Below are 20,328 nucleotides of genomic sequence, written 5' to 3'. Positions count from 1 at the left end.
CAAAAGGAATTTTTATGAAAAAGATAAGCCTCTTGTTTTCTCTTTTCTTTGCTTTGTGTGTTACTACCCAAGCAGATCAAAATGTATGCGATCATATCACAATGAAATGGCTGAATGAACAAGCTCCTATACCTGTTCCCAACAAAATCATATTGAAAAAAGAACAGTTTGGCCTTTGTGAGGTCATAATTTCTATCAATGGTGAGTTTGTTCCTGTTTACGCAGGTAAAAATTGGATATTGGCAGGTCAGATGTTTTCGAATCGAAAGCAGATTACGGACATGACATTACGAAGCATCGCGGATCTTCAGGCTGAAGAGAGACAGAAAACTGAAGCAAGGCGTATTATTTTAGAAAAAGAGCAGATGAAATTGATTCAAGAAAATATTTCAGTACTTGATAAAATGGTAGCTATCCATTTTGGTGAAGGCAAAGAAAATATCATTTATTTGATAAGCGATCCTCTGTGTCCTCATTGTAAAAACGGACTTGCTGGTGCAATGGATATTGCTAAAAAATATCCGTATGCAGCAACATTTAAGGTGATTGTAACGTCCATTCTTAATGGAAGTAAGCCATATGCTGATGAAGTAATTTGTTCTGAATTTGATGCTGAAAAATATTTGAAACAAGGGAAGGCTACCCCTCAAACATCGGGTTGCCAAAAGTCAGCAGAAATCTTTAAAAAAACAGAAGAATTTTTTCCCAGATTTGGAATTAGCGGAGTCCCGGTTTTTATTGCACCTTCTTCTGGTTGGAAAGTTGAAGGTGCTAATATCCCGAGGATTCAAGAACTTTTGGGTATAAAAGAGTAAATAACATTTCCATGTGAAACTTACATGCGTTCATCATCCTGCCCCTTCCTCCCCCGCATGAGAGCGGGGGCCTCCAAGACGGAGGTGTAATGAAAATAAATAAGGTTATTTTTATATTTGTTCTGTTTTTTTTAGATAAAGTTTATGCAGATTATTGTTTTGATATTGTTGCTGAGAAATATTCTTTATCAAAAGAACTTATTATGGCTATTTCTTTAGTTGAAAGTAATATGGATAACAGGGTTATAAACACTAGCAATAGTGATGGCAGTCAAGATTTTTGTCATATGCAGATTAACTCACAGTGGTCTTTTTTATTTAATTTTGATCTTCTTTTAGAAGATGCCTGTTATTGTACTGCTGCTGGCGCATGGATTCTAAAAGATTGTATTTCCAGGTACGGCGATTCTTGGAGAGCCGTAGCCTGTTATAACACAGGAAGAGGACTGGAAACCCGTAGTCATCAAGGCCAAAACTATATAAAAAAAGTCAAAAAAACATATGAGCATCTTATTGTAGGAGGTTATTAAAAGTGTTTTATCTTTTCTTTAAAGAATTTAAGATGTTTTTCATAGTGATTTTAATCTTTTTTATCATTTTTCTTTCTTTTATCTACGAGCCTTTAATACAGTTGTTTTTTCCTTTTTTCTCAACAATTTATTTTATTTCAGCTATTTTTTTTATTTTAGGGTTGTCTTACGGAATTATTTTACGGCACGTAGGAATTATGCTTTTCAGTTTTTTGATAGCAATAATGTTGCCATGGTTTAAATATTGGTTTGTTCTTTTTTGGCCTGTATATGAACAGGTCTCTTCATTAGGTAAAATTATCAGGTGTTTCAAAATGTGATTTTTTTAAATGGAAAGGAATTAGGTAATGGTAGGAAGTTCGGAAGAAGTTGTAATAAATCAGCAAAAAAAAGAACCGGATGAAATTCTTTCATTATTAGGTGCAATATCAAAAATTCAAACCTATTACGTGATTGAAAAAAATAGTGGAGATATACCAGCCGATTTTCATACCATCGAAAAAAGGATTATCTTTTTTCGACTTGGTTTTGTGTCTGGTTTTGTTGAATCCATTCTTTTAATTTTGCTTACTATAGTCATAGTACCTATTATATCTGATCCGTACTTATATGATAAAGCCATTGAATATTTCCCATTGCTTTATTATCGGAGTTTTGTTTTTTTTATCAATTATTTTCCAGTGATTCTTTTTGCTGGAATATGCTGTTTTCTTACATCCTATAGAATAGGTAATATCACCCGTATGGCAATAGACAATCTGTTATTAGGAAGGCTTTTTTCTATGCTTTTTAAGGGGATATTGATTTTTATTTCATTTATTTATCTGTCTACGTTTATTACAGAAAATTGGGCTTGGGCTATAGCTCAGAATTTAAGTTCTAATCCTGAAATGAAAATGGCTGCATATCGTGTTATAATGAATCTTAAACCAGAGTTGATTTATTCAGCATTTGAAACATTTTTTTTGATGATGTTCGGTATGGTTATACCTTTTATCAGCGTGTGGCTATTTAGCAGTATTCGTTTTTTTAAGTCATATAAAGTCAAAAAATTTTTTGGAGATATTGATGCTTTTTAATAAAAAAAAAACAGATGGCATAATATTGGGTCATGGAGTTGACCTTAATGGTGATAAAAATAAGCTACAAAAAATTATCTTGTCCGACAAAAATAGAGCTGGTCATTTTTTTTGTTGTGGCTCGACTAGAGTAGGTAAGAGTCGTCTCGCTGAACATATAATAGAGACAGATCTGAGAGCTGGTAGAAGCCTCGTTCTCGTTGATCCGAAGGGAGACATAGAACTATTTTCCAAAATAGTCCAGGTGGCTTATGAATTAGGTCGAGAGGATGAATTGATATTTATCAATCCACTGTATCCAGATCTATCGGCAAAGACTGATCCGTTGCTATTTTATGCACAGCCTGAAGAACTGGTAAGCCACGTTGTTTCAGGTATTGATTCGAAAGAAGCATTTTTTTTAAATGTGGCAGAAGAAGTAACGAGTAGTATTGTGAATGCTATCTTAGTATTGCAGAAGCACGGGAATCAAACCTATCTGAATTTTTCCTCCATATTAGATAAGTGTTCTCATAGTGGGCTACTTCAGCTTTCCGAAATGCTTTCAAATTATCATTCTGAAGAAGCTAGAGAGGTCAAATCATTTATTGACATTCAACTTCAAAGCCCACCAGATTTTTTTTCTAAAATTTCTTCTTCTTTAAGGACTGTCCTTCATTCTCTTTCAACCGGAATGATGGGTAAGATTGTCGGAAAAGCACAAAAAAACAATTTTATAAAACAGCTTGAAGAAGAAAAAAGAGTTATTGTTGTTATACAAACTGGATCTTTGATAACCAGGAGGACGGCTGGCACCCTCGCCAGAGTTTTAATTTCTACAATTCAGACGTTTGTAGGCCGTAGATTTGCTTCGGGCAAACGATTAAGCACGCCCCTATCACTTGTCATTGATGAGTTTTCAAATGCTGCTTATATGGATATTGTAGAGCTTTTTAATAAAGCTGGTGGGTCTGGTGTCTGGATAACTGCGTTGACACAAAGTATTGCTGATTTGAATAGGGTAATTGGCCCAGAAGCTACAAGGCAGGTTCTGGATAACACAAACTCGAAGTTGTTTCTCCGGGTAAATGATCCAGAAACCGCAGATTTTATATCCTCCTGTTTTTCTGAAAAAAAATATTTTTCTCCTATCGTCTCCTTAAACGATAATCTCATGATAAGAGAGGCAAAGGAAATGCTGGTAGAACCAGGAAAAGCTATGAATTTACCAGCTCGTCATTTTTGGTATTCTGGTTTTGAAGGATATTACAGGGGCATAACAGCGGATGTTGAATCTTCATATTTGGATATTATTTTTCCAGATTTGACCGTAAAAGGTCACAGCAATTAAAGGTTTTTTATGCCTTCAGTCGAATGGATTTTAAACTTTTCATTTTTTTCAATGGTTTTTTATGGATGTATTTGTTTGCTTGGAATATCTAGGTGGGTTTTTTTGAATTTTAAATATTTTCAAGAAAATGGACAAAAAAGAAAAAATTTTGAACGAATAAGACAAAGAGCAACAGAAAATCAATATGTCAATAAAGATCAAAACATTTTTATTCCAGAAAAAGATTTAAAATGGTATTTTCCACTCATAGATAACGACCTTCAGGAATTTTGGTATCATGTCTACTTACCAAACATTGATTGGATTTCTGCTTTAGGACACGATCAAGTTTTTCGTGATATTTTGCAATGGCTTGATTCTCTTCCAGATTACCAAAGTGTTTTTCCATCTGATAAATTTTATGGAAAAGAATATGATTTGGTGAAAAAAACTTCTCTTAAAAAACATCTTCTCAATGTTGCTTCTTTAATTCTTAAAAATTTCAAAAAGGAAAAATCTGTCAATGTTTCCCTGGCAGCAATGGCTGCACTTTTACACGATGTTGGTAAAATACCTGATTTATGGAAAGATTCAGAATATAAGTCAAAAAAACATCCTTTGAAAGGGGTAGCTTATATAGAAGAACAAAAAATCTTAAAAAATCTACCGATAGCAGAAAGAGAAGCTGTTCTTTCTGCTATCGAAGGGCATCATGATAAATTCTTTGTTGCAAAAAATATAACTGTTTTAAAAATGTTGAAGGATGCAGATAGTGATGTTCGGCAAATGGAAATGGGAGAAAATATTGCCGAAGAAACTTTAAGCCTTAAAATTGTTAAAGGTTGTAAAAATCTTGTTCCAAAACCAACAATTTCAATAAGAAAACAATTCAAACCGTATGATCTATCTTGGCTTCGGTTTGATGAATTTTTTAATTTCGTTGACCCTTATATGAATTGCAATACGGATGGGTCTATCCCTTCTTTTTTTTCCTTCGGAGATTATGTTTACATCGCTCCCAGGCGGCTTGCTACAATAATTAAAGAAATGGCGGCAAAAAACAGGGCTATCAATATAAGTGTCCTGAGCAAAGAAGAAGATTTTTCTTTGGTGAATTCATTTTTAAATTTGCCTCATGTGAAATTGAAAAATAAAAGAAATCTTTATTTCAGCATGGAGTTTGATGTTTTTTCAAAAAATAAACAAGTTCTATTCTCTGGACTTTATTATACTGTTTTTGATAAATATTTTTTTGAATTCAGTAATTGGAATGAAATAGAAAGAAGAAAAGAAGGAAATATTTTAAATACAATTGGATTTATTGAGACAGTTACTCAAAAAAAAATTAAAGAAAAAAGATAGGTATTATAATGGCTCTCACAAAACAGAATATGGTTGAAAATATCTCTTGCCGCCTTGATTTTCATCAAAAAAAAGCTGATTATATCACTGAAATCCTTTTGGAAATCATAAAAAAAACTTTAGAAAATGGTGAACGAGTCCTTGTTTCTGGATTCGGTTCTTTTGAAGTAAACGATAAAAAAGCACGAAAAGGCCGAAATCCAGCTACCGGAGAGACCATGATTCTTGAACCGAGAAGAGTTGTTACATTCAAATGTTCTAATAATCTCCGTAAAAAAATCAATCCTTCGTGAGTTCAGCTTGATGAATGATATACTCAGAAAAATAAAAAAATGTCTGGCATTATCGGCATCTGATAATGCAGCAGAGGCTGCTTCTGCCCTCGCAAAAGCGCATGACTTAATGGCTCGGCATGGTATAACACAGGATAATGTTGTATTATCAGAGGTGCAGAGTTGTATATCTAACCCTACGGGTACACGCAATATACCAGCGCATATGGAGTATTTGGCACGGATTGTATGTGATGTTTTTGGCTGCGAAGCCATTAAAGAGGTGCGAATGGTTATGGGTGAATGGAAAAATACTCTCCGTTTTGTGGGTTACGGTAGTGATGCTGAGGTGGCTGCATATGCCTATGATGTGTTGCGTAAGAAGCTTAATAGGGATCGATGTGAATACATCAAAACATTGCAGCCTAGAGTCTCACGAAGCACCAAAACTCGCAAGGGAGACGTTTTTGCTCGGGCATGGGTAGGCGCAGTGAAAATCAAGGTCGAGACCTTAAAAAAGCCACTTGCAGGAGATGATTCTCTTATTGAAAAATGGAAACATCAGACATATGGAGAAAATCTACAAAAACCTAAAATCAGCATAAGAGAATCCAGGCCCCATGACTTGGATGCAAAGATTAAAGGTGAAGAGAAAGGGCATGATGTCAATCTTTTTGCTGGTGTTACTGGAAGCTTTTTTTCCGTGGAAAGGCTTGCCAGTGCGGATACTCCTTGATTTTCGGCAGTGGGAAGATCATCGAGCTTAGGATTTTTTACGGTTATACTGACAAACCATGTGTCCGCATTCACTTCATCCTCTGAAGTGAGAATGCGGATTTTTTTGTCGGATGTTGTCTTTATGTGTGGCTAATCGCTGTCTATGCGGTGTTTGGTAAGGTTTCTGGCATCAGGGGAAGAGTTTGGCTTGGATGGATTCAAGTCCCGGCACAAGGACATTTGGAATGGGAATTTCAAGTTCCGCACCTTTCAGGCCACAATTCAATCCGAACTGCATATAAAATCTTTTGACATCGCTTCAATTATTGCAACCGCTGACATCGCTTCTGCAAAAGCATTATGACAACCACAATCAAGGATTAAACTTTCTCCTGTATCCAGTGGGCATTGATTAGCAATGCATGTCTTATAAAATTCTTTGTCTGATGAAGAGCTTGTATTGCCATCCCAGGCTCCTGACCCGGTAGAAGTCACCCCGCTATGAGCGATACTGACACGAATTTTGCATACTGGATCACAAGTTTGTTCTGGACGCTCTGTGTATGGGAGTTGGGCAGAATATGAAATTCCACTGTGCGCGTATGAAAACGATTCTGTTCCATTCATTTTAAGAGAAGTGCTTACATCGCCCTCAGCTTGGTTAGCTTGAGAAAAGTCATGTGGGGCTGTTCTGCACTGATATTCTCTTTGTACATTCCACCAGAGATCAGGCCCACTAAGCATTGGGGTCGGAACAGGTACTTCTCCCGGTTTAAGGTTATTATAATTTTCAGCTATGATCTGAGAGCCATTGGCAGTGAAATTCCAATCATTATAACGTATTGTGATTGCTATTGGGTTAAAACCTGTTGGTTTTCCATATTGAACCATGTCAATACAGTTCTCATGGAAATAATCACATACGGTAATGGAATAAGGAGAACAATCAGTAATATCAAGATCGCTGCAAGTTTCAGATCGTTTTGCGTATGGCTGATCCCCTGAAAATTCAATTATTGTTTTTTCTGAGCATGTTACAGTGGTTTTGGGATGTGTTACGTTAGCCATTGCAGAATAAGAGCGGTGATAGGGTGATTTTGTATCTTGAGACTGTCTCACCATTTCATCTTCGCCAGCACCTTGTAGATTGTTTTGATAATATTTTTCAGGATTGGAAGATCCAGATGTATATTCAGAAATAGCAGTGCCAGACTGCTCTACATTATGCGCTGTTTTAACTCCCATATATTCTATTGAATATTCATCATAAGTTGAATTTGTTACGGAAAATTGTGATGTTTTTTTATTTAATGCTTCAAGAATTCCGTTTCCGATAGTTTGCAGTAGGTTTTGCTTATGCTGCCATGAAATGTTTCCTGAACAACTATTATTTATACAAAAACAATTTGAGACTTTTTGATCTAATGAAATATTATGACGTCCCACTACGCTAGGCAAACTTCCAACATTGACACCATAAATATTCAAATTTGTATCTGCTTCCCAGCGGAAAAAAGAACAGTTATTCCATGTCCCAGGAGTACACTTCACAAAGCCATTGGAACAAAGCCCAGAAATTGTATCAGATACCGTATATGCTTTATCATAATTTCCATCCATGGTTGTATCAAGTTTTACTGCGAGATGTTGAATGTCTTTGCTTGGCGACGGCTGAATAAAAATATGCAAAAAACTCTTGGTGGCTATCGGAGAAATATTTGCTGAAAATTCTACACCAGGATCATCGGGAGTACCGCCAAAACTTTTCATGTTTTTGTCGTCTGAAAGCATCGGCTGAAAAATTGTCTCGTTCAATCCTTGCGGGTGATTTATTGGAGCTGCAATTTCAGAGGCTTTGCTTGTCCCTTCCTGGTAATGAGGTTTTTGTGAATTTGCCATTACTTGAAGGGATAAACAAAACAAAAGAAAAGAAACCGTAAAAAAATATTTTATTTGTTTTTTTAACATTACAAACTCCTTACTCTGGCAAAGGAACAGAATTATAAAGTTCGTTCACTTTTTTAGATCCTTCTTCCATAGGATCTTTCCATTGAGATTGATCTTTTCTATTAAATGAGTCGGTCAAAGTATCCTGGAGTACAGTATGATCCATCTCTTTAACTTCGATATCTTTATAAAATTCACTCAAATTTATTTTGCTGAAATCAAGACGCTCAAATTCTTCAGGGGTAAAACCACGGCAAGTAGGAGATTCCGGTGTTCCCCAATCCAAGCCATCAATTTGTGGCCTGCCCTGTTGGTGAATAATACGGGCGAGCTTTGAATTAAAACAACAATATCTTTTTGATTTTTCGACACATACATTTCCAAACATCAAGTTAATCTCTTTTGAACAGTATTCTCCGACTTCGTGGCAAACGCCGTTACCCCGTAATTTCATCAAAGCTATTTCTTTTGGGTTACATTTTAAAAGGCCCATCGCGTAATCCTCTTCTTTGCAACATGACCCTCCAGTCAACGTCACTCCACCATTTCGGCATCTATTGTCCTGCCCGTTATAAATGTATATTTGTCCCAGGCAATCACCAGAATCATCTATTTCTCCATCATCCTCTTTGTCATTGGCTCCTTCAGGATCACCTATTGGAGTAGATGAGCTGAAATCATGACAATCAAATTTACTGCATTGCTGCTTACTTTGAAACGGTACACAGGGTCGATCTCCACCATATGGACAAGCCCATTCGTTATCCCAGCAATCTTTTGTTGCTGGCCTATAGGCTCCAGCCTCACAAATAGGATATGTTGAACAATCTTTAAAAGTGGGATTGTATGAATATGTCTCCGGGCAGTTGTATATGGGATCTGTCGGATCAACACATTTTTTTAAATTGCTGTCATATTTTGATGGATGTGGGCAATCTGGCAGAGGCTTGATGCATTCATTTGTACTTGCATTAAACGGATACCCAGGAGGACAAAAACTAGAGCCATATATAGCACAACTATTAGAATCTAAACGGTATACGCCAATAGGGCATACCTGTTCTGTAAAACATAATGTAGGAGGAGTTCCATTCCCAGATAATCCTGATGGACAATTTTTAGAAAAAATAGCCTCACATTTTTCTGTAGCCTCATTAAATGCTCCTGCTATACCGTCTATCATCATTGGGCAATCAGGAATTTTAGCGCACGTATCACTAGACGCAAAATAAAAAAAACCTTCTGCACAACTGCTATCAGGATTTTTTTCACAAAAACCTGTATTAGAATTAAGTGTAGTATTAGTTGGACAGGTTGGATTGCTTATACAAATATTTCCTACAAGATAACCGATAGAGCAGCTTATCGGTGATTCTGACTTGTTATGATAAAAAGTTTTTTCTTGTCTTCCCGTATCTCCTATATACGCATAACCAGAGCCGATGTGCTTAACTAATTTATTTTCTCCAGGCATGATTGAAATAGAAATAGTGCCACTATTGTTTTTTAAAAAGGTATTTAAATTACAATTATTATCAAAAAAGCTATTGTCTATGTAAAAAGGCATCGTTCCCCATAAAAAATATAATTGACCTCCTGGATTTCCATAATAACTACTATATGATTCACTACTTAAATAGAAATCTTGTGGATATGTGTTTTGATATGTAGACGGGGATGTAAGCCAAATTTCGTCATGAGATAATATAGTACATTGTGTATATCCACCGCCTGAAGGTGGTGATTCACACCTTTTATTTGCAAAACTAAATGTACTTCCAGGAGGACAGGTTGGCGTAGATTGGCATATATTATCTACCAATGTAGTTCCAGAAGGGCAATTTTTAACAGCAGCCCTTACACAGCGTTTAAGAGTTGTACTATAACTTGATCCTGATGGGCATGATACGCTTGCCTGACAAAGATTTCCATTTTGGGAATAGGGCAGGTAGCATGAATCAGTAGGCAGCCCCTCACAGCGTTTAGCTGTATCATTAAAAACTGTTCCAGGAAGGCAAACAGAATTTTTAATGCAACTGGATTCCTGATTGCTATAAAAAAAACCATCGGGGCAATCACCATTTGTCAAAGAAATATTGCATGTGTTTGTCACTGATTTGAATATGCCTCTATCGGGACAAACAGGGTCACGGAAGCATTTTTCTATCCCTTGGTCATACACAAAAGGGCTTGACATAGGGCATGTCACCGAAATTAAGGGATGCTTACACCTGTTATTTGGAGAATCAAAAACTCCATCAAAAAGACAAATGGGGTCTGCTGTAACTTCTGTGCAATCAATATTATCATGAGTACAAAAAAGCCTATTATTGCCGTCTCTCAAGCACTCAGAAAATTCAAAAGGCTCAAGAATACTGTTGCTATTACTGTCTTCTCCGCAAAAATCGTTAATAGGTTCCGGGGCTTGTTCTGCCCTATTGCCGAGTAAAAGTTCTTGGTCGATAACGTTTATTTGGGTAAAAACAAACCACTCTTCTTCCTCTTTTTGTTCCCACTTACAAGCAGTTGCATTCTTATCAGATTCGCAAGAAGGATTTGATAAGCTTGTACCTGCAAGATCCCCAAAAGAACTTGTGCTGGGTTGCTGTTTTTGGGGTGAATCTTCGCCTTTGTAAACAAAATCAAAAGAAACACTGATTAAGTTTTTTTCCAAGTCAACAATGTTGCATTTAATTTTATTTTGTAATGCTGTTCCTGGGACAGTCCAAGTGACATAGCTATTATCACATTGGATATTTCTGGTTTCACCAGAAGCCCGGAATTGAAGCATTTCAGACGAGGAAGAAATACTGGAATTAAGAAAATCAAGATTTCGTGTAATGTAAATTGAAGGGAGAATATTATTGTATGTTTTATGGGTGATTCTCCCGATGTCAATTCTGAGAAGATTAGAAATATCGTCTCCAGAATACGCTAGTTCTAAAAAAATCATGCAAACCAAAAAAAATAAATAAAAAAAATATTTGATTTTTTCCATCAAACCTCCGCAGCCTAAAGGTGAGGGCAGGTTAAAGCCGTCTTAATTTTAAAAAAAAGGGGTGCTCCCCTTTCGTTTATTATTCTAAAAACTCTTCGATAGGCTGATCTTGAAATCTTCGTTTATTGCCATGGGGGTCTTCCCCCGCGCGAATATTAAAATCATAGGAGCCAAACTGCTCAGGAGAAATATCACCATCTAAGAGCCTGATCGCTCTGTAAAGATTTTGCTCCAGCTCATTTACAGCGACAACACCGCTTGCAACGGGCATAGATTTTTCAGATTTTTTGGAGACAGTAACAATGCTTGGGGTTTTCGTAACTCCCAATTTCATAGCCAACGGTGTATCTAAATCAATCTCTTTAATGAGAACAAAGGGATATTTATTTTGGAAAAAACGAAGTATGTTTTTTTGGTCATCACAAAAACTACATCTAGGCTGGGTAATCAAAATTAAACCAAAATCTTTTTGCACTTTCTGAATGGTTCTTGATATTTCTTCTTGTCTCATATTGACAAGCGAAGATTGACCAGGGCCAACAATCGGGTAAGTAGCTCCTGTGTCAAAAGCATCATTTTGGACTCCATAGGCAGTTACAGCATAAGCAAAAGCAGTTGCTTTGTTTTTCATTAAGTCCTGCATAAATAAGTGCCTGTATACATTTCTTTGGGTTGGAGCCTGTATTGCAAGCTTTGTGGCAACTTCTTGTAATTCTCCTAATTCTTGAGGATGCGTATTCCACAATTCTGAATAGGTTTTTGAATCTACCTTTTCACGCAACACTTTTTCCGCAGCTTCAGAAATAGAGGGGGTTTTTTCTTCATCTTTTTCTTCTTTTTCGATTAAATCAGTATACCAATAAAAACCTTCTCTGTAGTCGTTATTCCAGAACTTTTCCTTCCGTCTTGGGTCATCCAGGGGAATTTTTTTTATCCTATCTTCCGAAAGAGAAAAAAATGATTCCGCAGATGCAAACGTAACGGCATTAAAAAAGAGGATGAGCCAAACCCAGAACTTTTTCTTTTTGATAGAAACCGCAGTATCGAGAATCGTAGCTGTCGGCGTGTGATCCCATAAAGAAGAAATGCCCTTTGGGTATTTTTCCATGAAAATTAAAGTGTTCCACATATTTTCCATTTTTTGCCTTATCCTTTGCTTTTCCTAAGAAAGAGCCGTTGCAGAAAAACTCTTTTTTTTCATTTACAGAAAGGTCATCATTTTCATCACAAACCACCTGTTTTATAAGTTGTATTTCTTCCATTTTAAATGGATGTTTTGTTTTGAAAAAAACATATTTTTCTTTTGTAATGTCAGAAGATATTATATCTTTTTTTTTGTAAACCCAAGCAAGACTATAATTGATAGAATCATTAAATATTATCATAATATGAGATAATACAAAGTTTGTTACAATGGATAACAACAAGCACAAAAAAAATAATTTCTTTCTTTTAGAAAAAAAAGTTTTTATTGATTTCATTCTGAATTTTTCCATATTTTTTTTCATTTGTCTTTTTTTCTAAAATTTCAAAAACTTTCGTTAAAGAAATATGCCCTTGTACTCTGTATTCAGCTTCAGATTTTGGTATTTGCCCTGGTGTTACCTCTTTGATAATAAACGCAGGAACAGTATCAACTTTATATTTTCTAAACATTGTTGGATCGATTTCAATTTCCACATTTTTAATTTCGAAGCCTTCTGTTAACCGATGTAAAAAATTTATTGTGGGTTGTACCGACTTTGCTCCATCGACAAATCCCCGCAAAAGAATCTTTTTTGAACTAATACTATTTGATTTATCTGCATCGCTTATATATTCCCGGATGGCATCAATACCCATGGAAGAAGAAACAAAAATTATAAGCTCGGTGTTCTTTCCATTAAACTCATTCTTTTCTTCTTCTTTTTGTTGGTTTTGGTTAGGGTCTGAATAGTATTTGTACCCAGATAAAAAATTATTTTGTTTTATGATTTCTGCACGTTTTTGTGCCTCTGTTATGATTGGTTCTATTTCAGTTTTGTAATTTTCAATAGTGTTTTTTAAATCTTCAGGAAGGCTCTGTTCTAACGATTCTCTATGTTGCTCCAAAAGGGTTTCTGCTTCTTTTGTTGTTAATGGTTTAAAATTTTCTGCTTGAGCAATAACAGAGAAATGAATAATACCTGCAAAAAAGACAAACCAATAAATCAATATAAACATATTTTTTTGTTTTATTTTAAACACTTTTATCCCCTTATATTCTATAATGCACAACAAACCCTTTTTCTGAAAACCATCCATGCAAAATTATCTGCTATGCCAATAGGATTTTTAAAAGCTCCCCATAACATCGCAGACCGCCCCATAACCTGTACACGCCCAGGAACTGGTTGAATAAGCTGAAAACGCCAATGATTTTTTTGCCATGTAGGCAGAGGGATGGGACTGCAAGCCCAGGTTGCGTAATCCCAGACAACTCCTGGCCGATGTAAAAAATTTAACCATCGACCAGCAGCAGTCATAGATGCTTGTGCAGTACCCTCACTGTTAATATTTCCTGTCATGGGGTAAGCTGTACCAGAGGAACCCAAGCACCAAAAAAGTGGGGCGAGTGGATAGCCAAGATTTGATGACACAGCATCTGCTATACATGCAACTGGTGCAATGGGATTAGCAAAAAGGAGCGTTTCGGGATACAACAGTGTGGCAAGTTGATCGTTTTGCCACGTTGGAATAACCTCAGAAAAATCCAGGATGTCAATTTCACTGGCACCAGAAACACACATGAAATCAACCAGTAACCCTAAGACTGACCACACCGGATACTGGATAAGATGTGCATTAAAAAATTTATGATTTGTCTTCTCATCGTATCCTGCTTGATTTCCAAACGGAATTGGTAGCTGTACACCAAGAGTCATCATACACATAGGGTCTTTCACTGTTTCAATAATATAGACAGGTTCCCACATCGAAAAAGATATTCCTGGCCTTGGTAAGGGAACAGGACAAAAACATATAGGTTGCGTCAATACTTCCGGTGGGTCTGATGTCCCTGGAGGCGAAATTCCAATTTGTACACCACCGATTTTGATAGGAAAAATAGCTGTCCAATCGACAGCGACAAGGGCGTTAAGAGGATTTGGGATACAGATAGCGTGTGCATTGTTAAAAAAAATAAATAAAAGAATAAATAAAAAATTATTGAATATTTTTTTCATTTTTTTTCCTCAGGGTCAAAAATTTCTATTTTCATTAGATCGCCTGCTTGAGTAATCTTTGCAGGGACTTCTTTAATTTTAAAAAATTTACTCAGATCTTTTGTCATAGCATAGACAGGAAAAGGAAATTTATGTGCATATTCAACCATATTTCCAAAGCTTAACAAGACCATCGGTTTTATATTTTTTTCAGTCTCAAACTGTTTTTTAAGCCATAAAAGCTGCCTTTTATCGCCTGGATCGATGATAAAAATAGTTTGGTCAAAAACCATATGATGTAATGGGTTTATTTTATAACCTTTTTTATACATATAACCACCAAAACCGTTTGGGATATCATAAGGAAGTGTGTATGTAGGATCAACATAATGGATAGCATCTTTTGAAGCCCAGGCTGTTTGTATCTTCATAGGGTGAGAATAATTATCGAGAGCCTTTTGAAGTCCTTGCGTTGCTTTTTTTTGTATTTCTGGGTCATTAACCCTTTCTTCAATTTCAGAAAGTATGTCCGGATCTGAAATTTTATAAGTGTTTCCATAAGTACCAAGGTCAATAATGGCTGCATGTGCTGCAATAGAATAAAAAAAGATCATTAAAGAAAGAATAAATATCAATTTCCACATATTCCTAATCCTTCCTAATTGGCCTGAAGTACAAACTTTTTCAGCATTCATATTCTATATTTGAAATGGCATAAAAAAAGCAGGAAAACATAAATCATGCCCACCTGCTTTAAATATTTAATTTTATTGAATATCTTATGAAATTCTGACTGTAAGAGCAGCTAAATCTAATCTAACATGCCTAAATCATACATATTTATATATTTTTCAACAAGTTCAACAGACGCAGATACTTCTTCCGCTATTTCTTCCGATGTCCATCCCAACCTAGTGAGTTTTTTACATAATAAAATAGCTTCTTTTGAATTTTTTTGAAATTTGTCAGAATTATCTTCTAATAGAAGAGAAATCTTTTCTACAAGTTTTTGTTTGTGGTATGAAAAGTTTTGAGCACTTTTACCCACCATTTCCGAAGCATCTACATAAGAAGAACAGGATGTTATAGCTTCTAAGATTCTTTGCTCTTCTTTTGTCAACATTTTTCTAATGCTTTTTATTTTAGTTTCAAAAATTTCAAGCATTTCTTCTTTCGATTTTCTTTCTTCTATTCTGTTTTGGATCGAATCAAAATCGGTTTTTAAATCAAAAACATCTTCAAATAAAGCATCTGTTTCTTTTGAAAAAAAGAAATTTTCTTTTTCATGAAAAGAGTCTTCAATATCATTGAATAAACTTAAATTGTTCATATCAATAGCAAATGGGTCAAGTTGACGTTTTAACCCATTAAAGTGCCAGCCGAGATTAAGCCATATCCATGACGACAGACTAGATCGTACTTCCTTGTGAGGATTCCATGCTTGCATGATGCTGGGAAGCACCAAATAACTTTCATTTATCAGATCTTGCACTGTATACCCGCTAGATCTCATGATTGCTTGAGATGCAAATTCGTAAGCTCTGCTTTGTATAATTTTTTCAAAAATTATATTTATGGGTTTCATTGCGTAACCTTATTTAAACAAAATTATATTTGATTCTTTTTATCCTTTTTGTTTTTTTATTTCTGTTTGTCAAGTTTTTAGTTCTGTGATACTTGTATATTTGAAAGCTTTTTGGGAAAAGATGTTTTTTATACTTGCGTTTATGCAAGCATACATTGTTTTACAGTTTAAGTATTGACGTTTTTTTTTTATAGGCATACAGCTTTTTAATTTTTTAAATAATTAAAAAGGAAATCCTCTGTGCCTAAAAATAAAAACGAAACCACGATTGAAGAAAATTCATTTAGAAATCGATTGTATTCAGTCCTGAAGGAGAAAGGTGGCCCATTTTGGGAAAATAACGGTGTTTATGGTAGCGCAACAATGCACGGTGTCATCACGCGAAATACTATGCCAGGTGGCTTTAAACTTTTAGAAATATGTAACGCTGGCAATATTTCTCCTTTTTGGCTCTTTTTTGGAATCGGCCCAAAAGAAAAAACAGAACTAATAAAAACCATAGAGGAACATATTTTTTTAAAAGAAAATAGTGATCGAGATGAATTAAATGTAGTCCTTCTATCAGAAAAAATACGGCTGCTAACCAGCCAACTTCCAGCAGTTATTTCGTCTATTTCCGATATAGATGAGCAGCAAAAAATATTACAAAATTTAACCATTCTTGAAACACTTATTCCTGTAATAAAGAAAAAAATAGAGGTTTATTATCACCAAAAAAATGAATTTTTTCTGATGTATGATAAATTTGGAAAACTTATCAGTGTAAATGATTTATTTCTACATAAAACAGGATTAGAAAGAACAGATATTTTACATACATTATTCCTTCTTCCTGTCCACGATGAAGATAAAAATATAATGCTTGAAGGACTAGAAAAAATATTTTTAGGATCGTCGTTCGAAGAAGAGGCATTATTGCGTGTGCGTATGAAAGATGGAACCTATGAACCTCAGTATTGGATTTCTTTTATCCGTCTCTCGCCTAAAGGTGAATATTTAGGCCGTCAAAGTATTGGGCGAAGCGTTAACTGTCTAAAAGGACAATTTTTTTATGAATGAAGATGAATTTGAAAAAGTAATAGATTTATACGTGGATGGTTTAGAGCCAAAAATACTTCTTGATCCTGGAGATAAGTATTTTTTATGGACGCTACTGGCGGTAAAATATAATTTTCCCTACAATTCTTTCTCTGTTTTTTTTGAAAAAAGAAAAGAAAATTTACCTTTTAAAAGCATTTTAGAAATTTGTTTTTTTTATTTTTCATCAAAAGATGAATTTTCTTTCAGAAATAAGACAAGGCATATTATTTCTAATGAAAACATTGAAGCTTTAATTTTTTTTGTGTTTTTGACAGGTGTAAAATTAGAACATTTTTACGAATGGATAAAATAAATTCATTTTTTATATCCTTCCTATTTCTTTAAAAAATATATTTTTAAAAACATGGAGGATTTTTATGGGTGAAGAGCTGGTAGTAGAGAAAATAGAAAATTTATTGAAAGATCATGCAATCCCTGGCGAAGGAAACAATTCCTGGTGGATAGACCCCCTAATGATTCACGAAGAGGATGGGTTTAATCCCAGAGATTATGATGCACCTGATATTAAGGCACACATTCAAAATCTCAAAAATGCCTATAAAAACGGAGAATATGTTGAACCTTGGCATGTCCAGGTAAAAGATGGAAAAATCTATGTCAGAGACGGTCATTGCCGAAGAAAAGCCCTGATTGAGGCTATGGAAGAAGATCCTTCTTTTAAAGTAAAACGCATTCATGTGATTGAATTCAGGGGTGGTCCAGCGCAACAGTCTCTGCTGATCCTGACATCTAATAGCGGGAAAAGTCTTTCCCCGCTTGAAAAGGGAAAGATTTATACCCGTCTGGTAAATTACGGATGGTCAATTTCAGAAATTGCATCAAAAGTAGGAGTGTCAGAGGTAACTATCCGTCAGCTATCAGAAATGTGTATACTTCCGATATTCCTTCAAGATCAGATACAAAAAAATAAAATTTCAAGCAGTCTTGCCGTAAATTTATTTCAACGATTTGGAGCAGATGAAAGCATAAAAATCATTTCTGATATTCTTCAAAAACAGGCTGTTGAAGGGATACATAAAAAAATTACAAAAAAAATGGTAGAAGCTTTTTTATCTAAAGAAATTCTTAAAGTTCAGCAGCCCACCCGATCATCAAAAAAAGCTGTCGAAATGCATAGTGTATTCCAACAACTTTCTGGTTTGTTTGAAAATATTGATATACAAAAAGATGAAGAGGTATTTATTGCAATACCTGGAGGCATCGCTTTACAAATTATTGCCTTATCAGATGAGGTAAGTGTTTCTTAATTTTTATTACCCAGATTCAGCATACTCCCTAAAAAATAGCCCTTCGAGGGCTATTTTTTTGCAAAAAATCAAATAAGCATTGCTTTTTTTATTACAACATTTTATTTTGATAAGAAAAAGGTATGATACATAAAAACAAAAAGATAGGAATTATATGTCTAAAAAAGAAAAAAATGAACAATTGTTAGAACAAGCTTATTTGGCAAATAAAACAGTGCGTGTTATCTGGAAAGAATCTGTAATTTTGCGTAGAGTTCGAGTTCTTGCAGGGTACTATGTAACTGTTCTTGACTATAAAAATAGAAAGATCACCGGATATGATGACGCATTAAATGCTTTCATAGTGGGTGATCCAGTCCGCGATTACACAATGACCAATCCTCCCAAAAAGGGAACCCCAAAAAGAACGTACAACAAAGGTACACTGTCAGGCGAGAAACGGGTGAATCTTACAGTACGCATAGATCCAGCTATCAAATCCGCCATAAAAACAATGAAACATCAAAGTTTAAGTTCAAAAATGGAGGACTTCTTTATCCAAGAGTTGAATATGGAAACAGAAGAAATTTTAAAAATTTATAATCAAAGTAAAAAAACAGAATAAAGAATTTTATTGATTATTATAAAAAAAGCCTTGCATTTTTTATGCAGCTTGTTTATACTTTTCTCAAGTTTTGAATATCAGAGCTTTTTAAGGAAAAACCTGGCTTTTTAACTCTTTTAAAAAAGAGTTATCGAAGGTTTCCATTTTGATGAAACTGTTATTCATCCTGAAGGAAAGGGGGGGGGCCTTGGAACCTGTAATTATCGATAATAAGGTTTTGGCTTCCACTAATTGTACAGATAGTATTGAAAAATATCTTTCCTCATTTCTTTCAATAGAAACTAAAAGATCATACAGAACTGACCTGTTGGATTTTTTTTCTGGCAAAATTTTTTCTGAAAAAGATATTCTGAATGTAACTTTTGAGGATGTAATAGCATGGAGAAATTCTGCCTGGGCAAGCCAGAGGCTTGCACCAGCAACTATAAATCGTAAACTCACTGCAATAAAAAAGTTTTTCGATCCTATAGTAGCCAGAGGCTTAATGCCTCACAATCCAGCAGACCCCAAAATAGTAAAACGTCTCAAGGATCATGGTTCTCAGGAGCTGAAACTCGGTCTTTCTAAAATTGACATGAGAAAGCTTATAGAGGCTTGTGAAATTGGTAATAAGCCTTTGGTGAATCTTCGGGATAAAGCAGCAATACTTTTGGCGTACAGTGCTATGCTGAGGCGTTCTGAAGTAGTAAATGCCCGGTGGGAGGATCTTCAAAAGGCTGGCTCTGGATATGTTCTGAAATTACCCAAAACTAAAACAGGAGCAAATGATTTTGTTCCTCTCGATGAGAGAATTTTTAAAGTTTTAAATCAATACTACAAGGCTGTTGCTGAAAAACTGATCTGTACGGATAAATTTTTAAAGTTCAAAAACAATTATATTTTTATTTCTTTTTCAAAAAGGTCATTTTGTGAACCACTCACAACAGATGCTTTTAATCGCATAGTTCAGGACAGGGCCAGAAAAGCTTCTTTGGACAGGAGAGTTTCTGCACACATTTTAAGACATACGGGTATTTCTCACCTTCTCATGGCTCAGGTATCCATTACCGATGTGCAAATTTTAGCAAGGCACACCGATCCAAAAACCACCATGGGATATGCACAGCTTTTAAGAAAAACTGATAAAAAGCATATCTCAAAACTCTTTGATATTGTTATTTTATAAGGAGAAAATATGTCAAAAAAACCTTTGCGGATAAGTAATAGCGAAACAATAAGACAAATCAACGTCCTTTCAAATATTTTTGGATATGAAAATCCAGAAACTTTTGTCCATTTTGTTATTGCGGATTTTTATTCCAGGAACAGGGGGGAAGTTTTGAAATTTTTAGAAGAAATTTCACCGCTCCCTGAAGACGAAGAAAGTCGTTATGGGGAAGAAGATGCAAACAATAAAAATTGAATCTGTGATGTAAAAGGAATTGTCGCTGGCCCTGCGGTTTATATTTGTGACGAGTGCATAGTTCAATGCGTTAAAGTTCTGATCCAAGAAGGAAAATTAGATTGGAAATATTTGGAAGAGAAGGTACAGGAAGAAGATGACGATGAATAATGCAGAGCAAATATCCTTCTCTTTTTGA

The 20,328-nt window shown here is 35.1% G+C and carries 22 protein-coding genes; 14 read left to right on the top strand and 8 right to left on the bottom strand.

From position 1 onward, the window contains the following. Window positions 1-14 precede the first annotated feature (14 nt). The 7 genes from BR04_RS14150 to BR04_RS14120 all read left to right on the top strand — a co-directional run bounded on the left by BR04_RS14150 (window position 15) and on the right by BR04_RS14120 (window position 6,103). Complete coding sequence (locus tag BR04_RS14150) at window positions 15-815, top strand: thioredoxin domain-containing protein (RefSeq protein ID WP_496356673.1); 801 nt, start codon at window positions 15-17, stop codon at window positions 813-815. Between the two features lie 89 nt (window positions 816-904). Then, window positions 905-1,345: a lytic transglycosylase domain-containing protein gene (locus BR04_RS14145; RefSeq protein WP_496356672.1), complete on the top strand. Its 441-nt coding sequence runs from the start codon at window positions 905-907 to the stop codon at window positions 1,343-1,345. Between the two features lie 347 nt (window positions 1,346-1,692). Then, window positions 1,693-2,424: a hypothetical protein gene (locus tag BR04_RS14140; protein ID WP_496356671.1), complete on the top strand. Its 732-nt coding sequence runs from the start codon at window positions 1,693-1,695 to the stop codon at window positions 2,422-2,424. Continuing rightward, window positions 2,414-3,754 (top strand): type IV secretory system conjugative DNA transfer family protein, encoded by a 1,341-nt coding sequence (locus tag BR04_RS14135; protein ID WP_496356670.1) that lies wholly within the window; start codon window positions 2,414-2,416, stop codon window positions 3,752-3,754. The genes BR04_RS14140 and BR04_RS14135 overlap by 11 nt, the downstream gene beginning before the upstream one ends. 9 nt (window positions 3,755-3,763) lie before the next feature. Beyond that, window positions 3,764-5,095: an HD domain-containing protein gene (locus BR04_RS14130; RefSeq protein ID WP_496356669.1), complete on the top strand. Its 1,332-nt coding sequence runs from the start codon at window positions 3,764-3,766 to the stop codon at window positions 5,093-5,095. An 8-nt stretch (window positions 5,096-5,103) separates the two neighbouring features. Then, window positions 5,104-5,388: an integration host factor subunit alpha gene (locus BR04_RS14125; protein WP_496356668.1), complete on the top strand. Its 285-nt coding sequence runs from the start codon at window positions 5,104-5,106 to the stop codon at window positions 5,386-5,388. A 10-nt stretch (window positions 5,389-5,398) separates the two neighbouring features. Continuing rightward, window positions 5,399-6,103, top strand: coding sequence for a DUF2786 domain-containing protein (locus BR04_RS14120; RefSeq protein ID WP_496356667.1), 705 nt, complete (start codon window positions 5,399-5,401; stop codon window positions 6,101-6,103). 263 nt (window positions 6,104-6,366) lie between these two features. Here the strand turns inward: BR04_RS14120 and BR04_RS14115 are convergent, their stop codons facing one another. From BR04_RS14115 to BR04_RS14080, 8 genes are all read right to left on the bottom strand, one after another. Beyond that, window positions 6,367-8,052 carry a hypothetical protein gene (locus BR04_RS14115; protein WP_496356666.1) on the bottom strand — a complete coding sequence of 562 codons (1,686 nt, stop codon included), beginning with the start codon at window positions 8,050-8,052 and terminating at the stop codon, window positions 6,367-6,369. A gap of 10 nt (window positions 8,053-8,062) precedes the next feature. Further along, a complete protein-coding gene (gene traN, locus BR04_RS14110; RefSeq protein WP_496356665.1) occupies window positions 8,063-11,029 on the bottom strand; it encodes a conjugal transfer protein TraN in 2,967 nt (988 codons plus the stop codon). A gap of 79 nt (window positions 11,030-11,108) precedes the next feature. Continuing rightward, window positions 11,109-11,948: a conjugal transfer protein TraF gene (traF, locus tag BR04_RS14105; RefSeq protein ID WP_496356690.1), complete on the bottom strand. Its 840-nt coding sequence runs from the start codon at window positions 11,946-11,948 to the stop codon at window positions 11,109-11,111. A gap of 67 nt (window positions 11,949-12,015) precedes the next feature. After that, window positions 12,016-12,510 carry a signal peptidase I gene (gene lepB, locus BR04_RS14100; protein ID WP_496356664.1) on the bottom strand — a complete coding sequence of 165 codons (495 nt, stop codon included), beginning with the start codon at window positions 12,508-12,510 and terminating at the stop codon, window positions 12,016-12,018. Continuing rightward, a complete protein-coding gene (locus tag BR04_RS14095) occupies window positions 12,482-13,255 on the bottom strand; it encodes a TrbC family F-type conjugative pilus assembly protein (protein ID WP_496356663.1) in 774 nt (257 codons plus the stop codon). Before BR04_RS14095 ends, lepB begins: the two co-directional genes overlap by 29 nt. A 17-nt stretch (window positions 13,256-13,272) precedes the next feature. Beyond that, complete coding sequence (locus tag BR04_RS14090) at window positions 13,273-14,232, bottom strand: TraU family protein (RefSeq protein ID WP_496356662.1); 960 nt, start codon at window positions 14,230-14,232, stop codon at window positions 13,273-13,275. Then, window positions 14,229-14,855, bottom strand: coding sequence for a hypothetical protein (locus BR04_RS14085; RefSeq protein WP_496356661.1), 627 nt, complete (start codon window positions 14,853-14,855; stop codon window positions 14,229-14,231). The genes BR04_RS14090 and BR04_RS14085 overlap by 4 nt, the downstream gene beginning before the upstream one ends. A gap of 167 nt (window positions 14,856-15,022) precedes the next feature. Beyond that, window positions 15,023-15,796: a hypothetical protein gene (locus BR04_RS14080; protein ID WP_496356660.1), complete on the bottom strand. Its 774-nt coding sequence runs from the start codon at window positions 15,794-15,796 to the stop codon at window positions 15,023-15,025. Between the two features lie 240 nt (window positions 15,797-16,036). Between BR04_RS14080 and BR04_RS14075 the strand changes: the two genes are divergently transcribed. The 7 genes from BR04_RS14075 to BR04_RS14045 all read left to right on the top strand — a co-directional run bounded on the left by BR04_RS14075 (window position 16,037) and on the right by BR04_RS14045 (window position 20,300). Beyond that, on the top strand, window positions 16,037-16,855 hold the full coding sequence (locus tag BR04_RS14075) for a hypothetical protein (protein WP_496356659.1): 819 nt from the start codon (window positions 16,037-16,039) through the stop codon (window positions 16,853-16,855). Then, window positions 16,848-17,189, top strand: coding sequence for a hypothetical protein (locus BR04_RS14070; RefSeq protein ID WP_496356658.1), 342 nt, complete (start codon window positions 16,848-16,850; stop codon window positions 17,187-17,189). The genes BR04_RS14075 and BR04_RS14070 overlap by 8 nt, the downstream gene beginning before the upstream one ends. Window positions 17,190-17,253: 64 nt before the next feature. Next, window positions 17,254-18,144, top strand: a complete 891-nt coding sequence (locus tag BR04_RS14065) for a ParB-like helix-turn-helix domain-containing protein (protein WP_496356657.1) — start codon at window positions 17,254-17,256, stop codon at window positions 18,142-18,144. A 154-nt stretch (window positions 18,145-18,298) separates the two neighbouring features. Next, complete coding sequence (locus BR04_RS14060; RefSeq protein ID WP_496356656.1) at window positions 18,299-18,748, top strand: hypothetical protein; 450 nt, start codon at window positions 18,299-18,301, stop codon at window positions 18,746-18,748. Between the two features lie 187 nt (window positions 18,749-18,935). After that, window positions 18,936-19,913 carry a tyrosine-type recombinase/integrase gene (locus tag BR04_RS14055; RefSeq protein WP_496356655.1) on the top strand — a complete coding sequence of 326 codons (978 nt, stop codon included), beginning with the start codon at window positions 18,936-18,938 and terminating at the stop codon, window positions 19,911-19,913. A 9-nt stretch (window positions 19,914-19,922) separates the two neighbouring features. Then, window positions 19,923-20,150, top strand: coding sequence for a hypothetical protein (locus BR04_RS14050; protein WP_496356654.1), 228 nt, complete (start codon window positions 19,923-19,925; stop codon window positions 20,148-20,150). Further along, on the top strand, window positions 20,151-20,300 hold the full coding sequence (locus BR04_RS14045; RefSeq protein ID WP_496356689.1) for a ClpX C4-type zinc finger protein: 150 nt from the start codon (window positions 20,151-20,153) through the stop codon (window positions 20,298-20,300). Window positions 20,301-20,328: the final 28 nt, after the last annotated feature.

The organism is Desulfobotulus sapovorans DSM 2055, from assembly GCF_059569355.1.
Note: the sequence above shows the minus strand (reverse complement) of the source record. Positions and strands in the feature narration are given on the sequence as shown.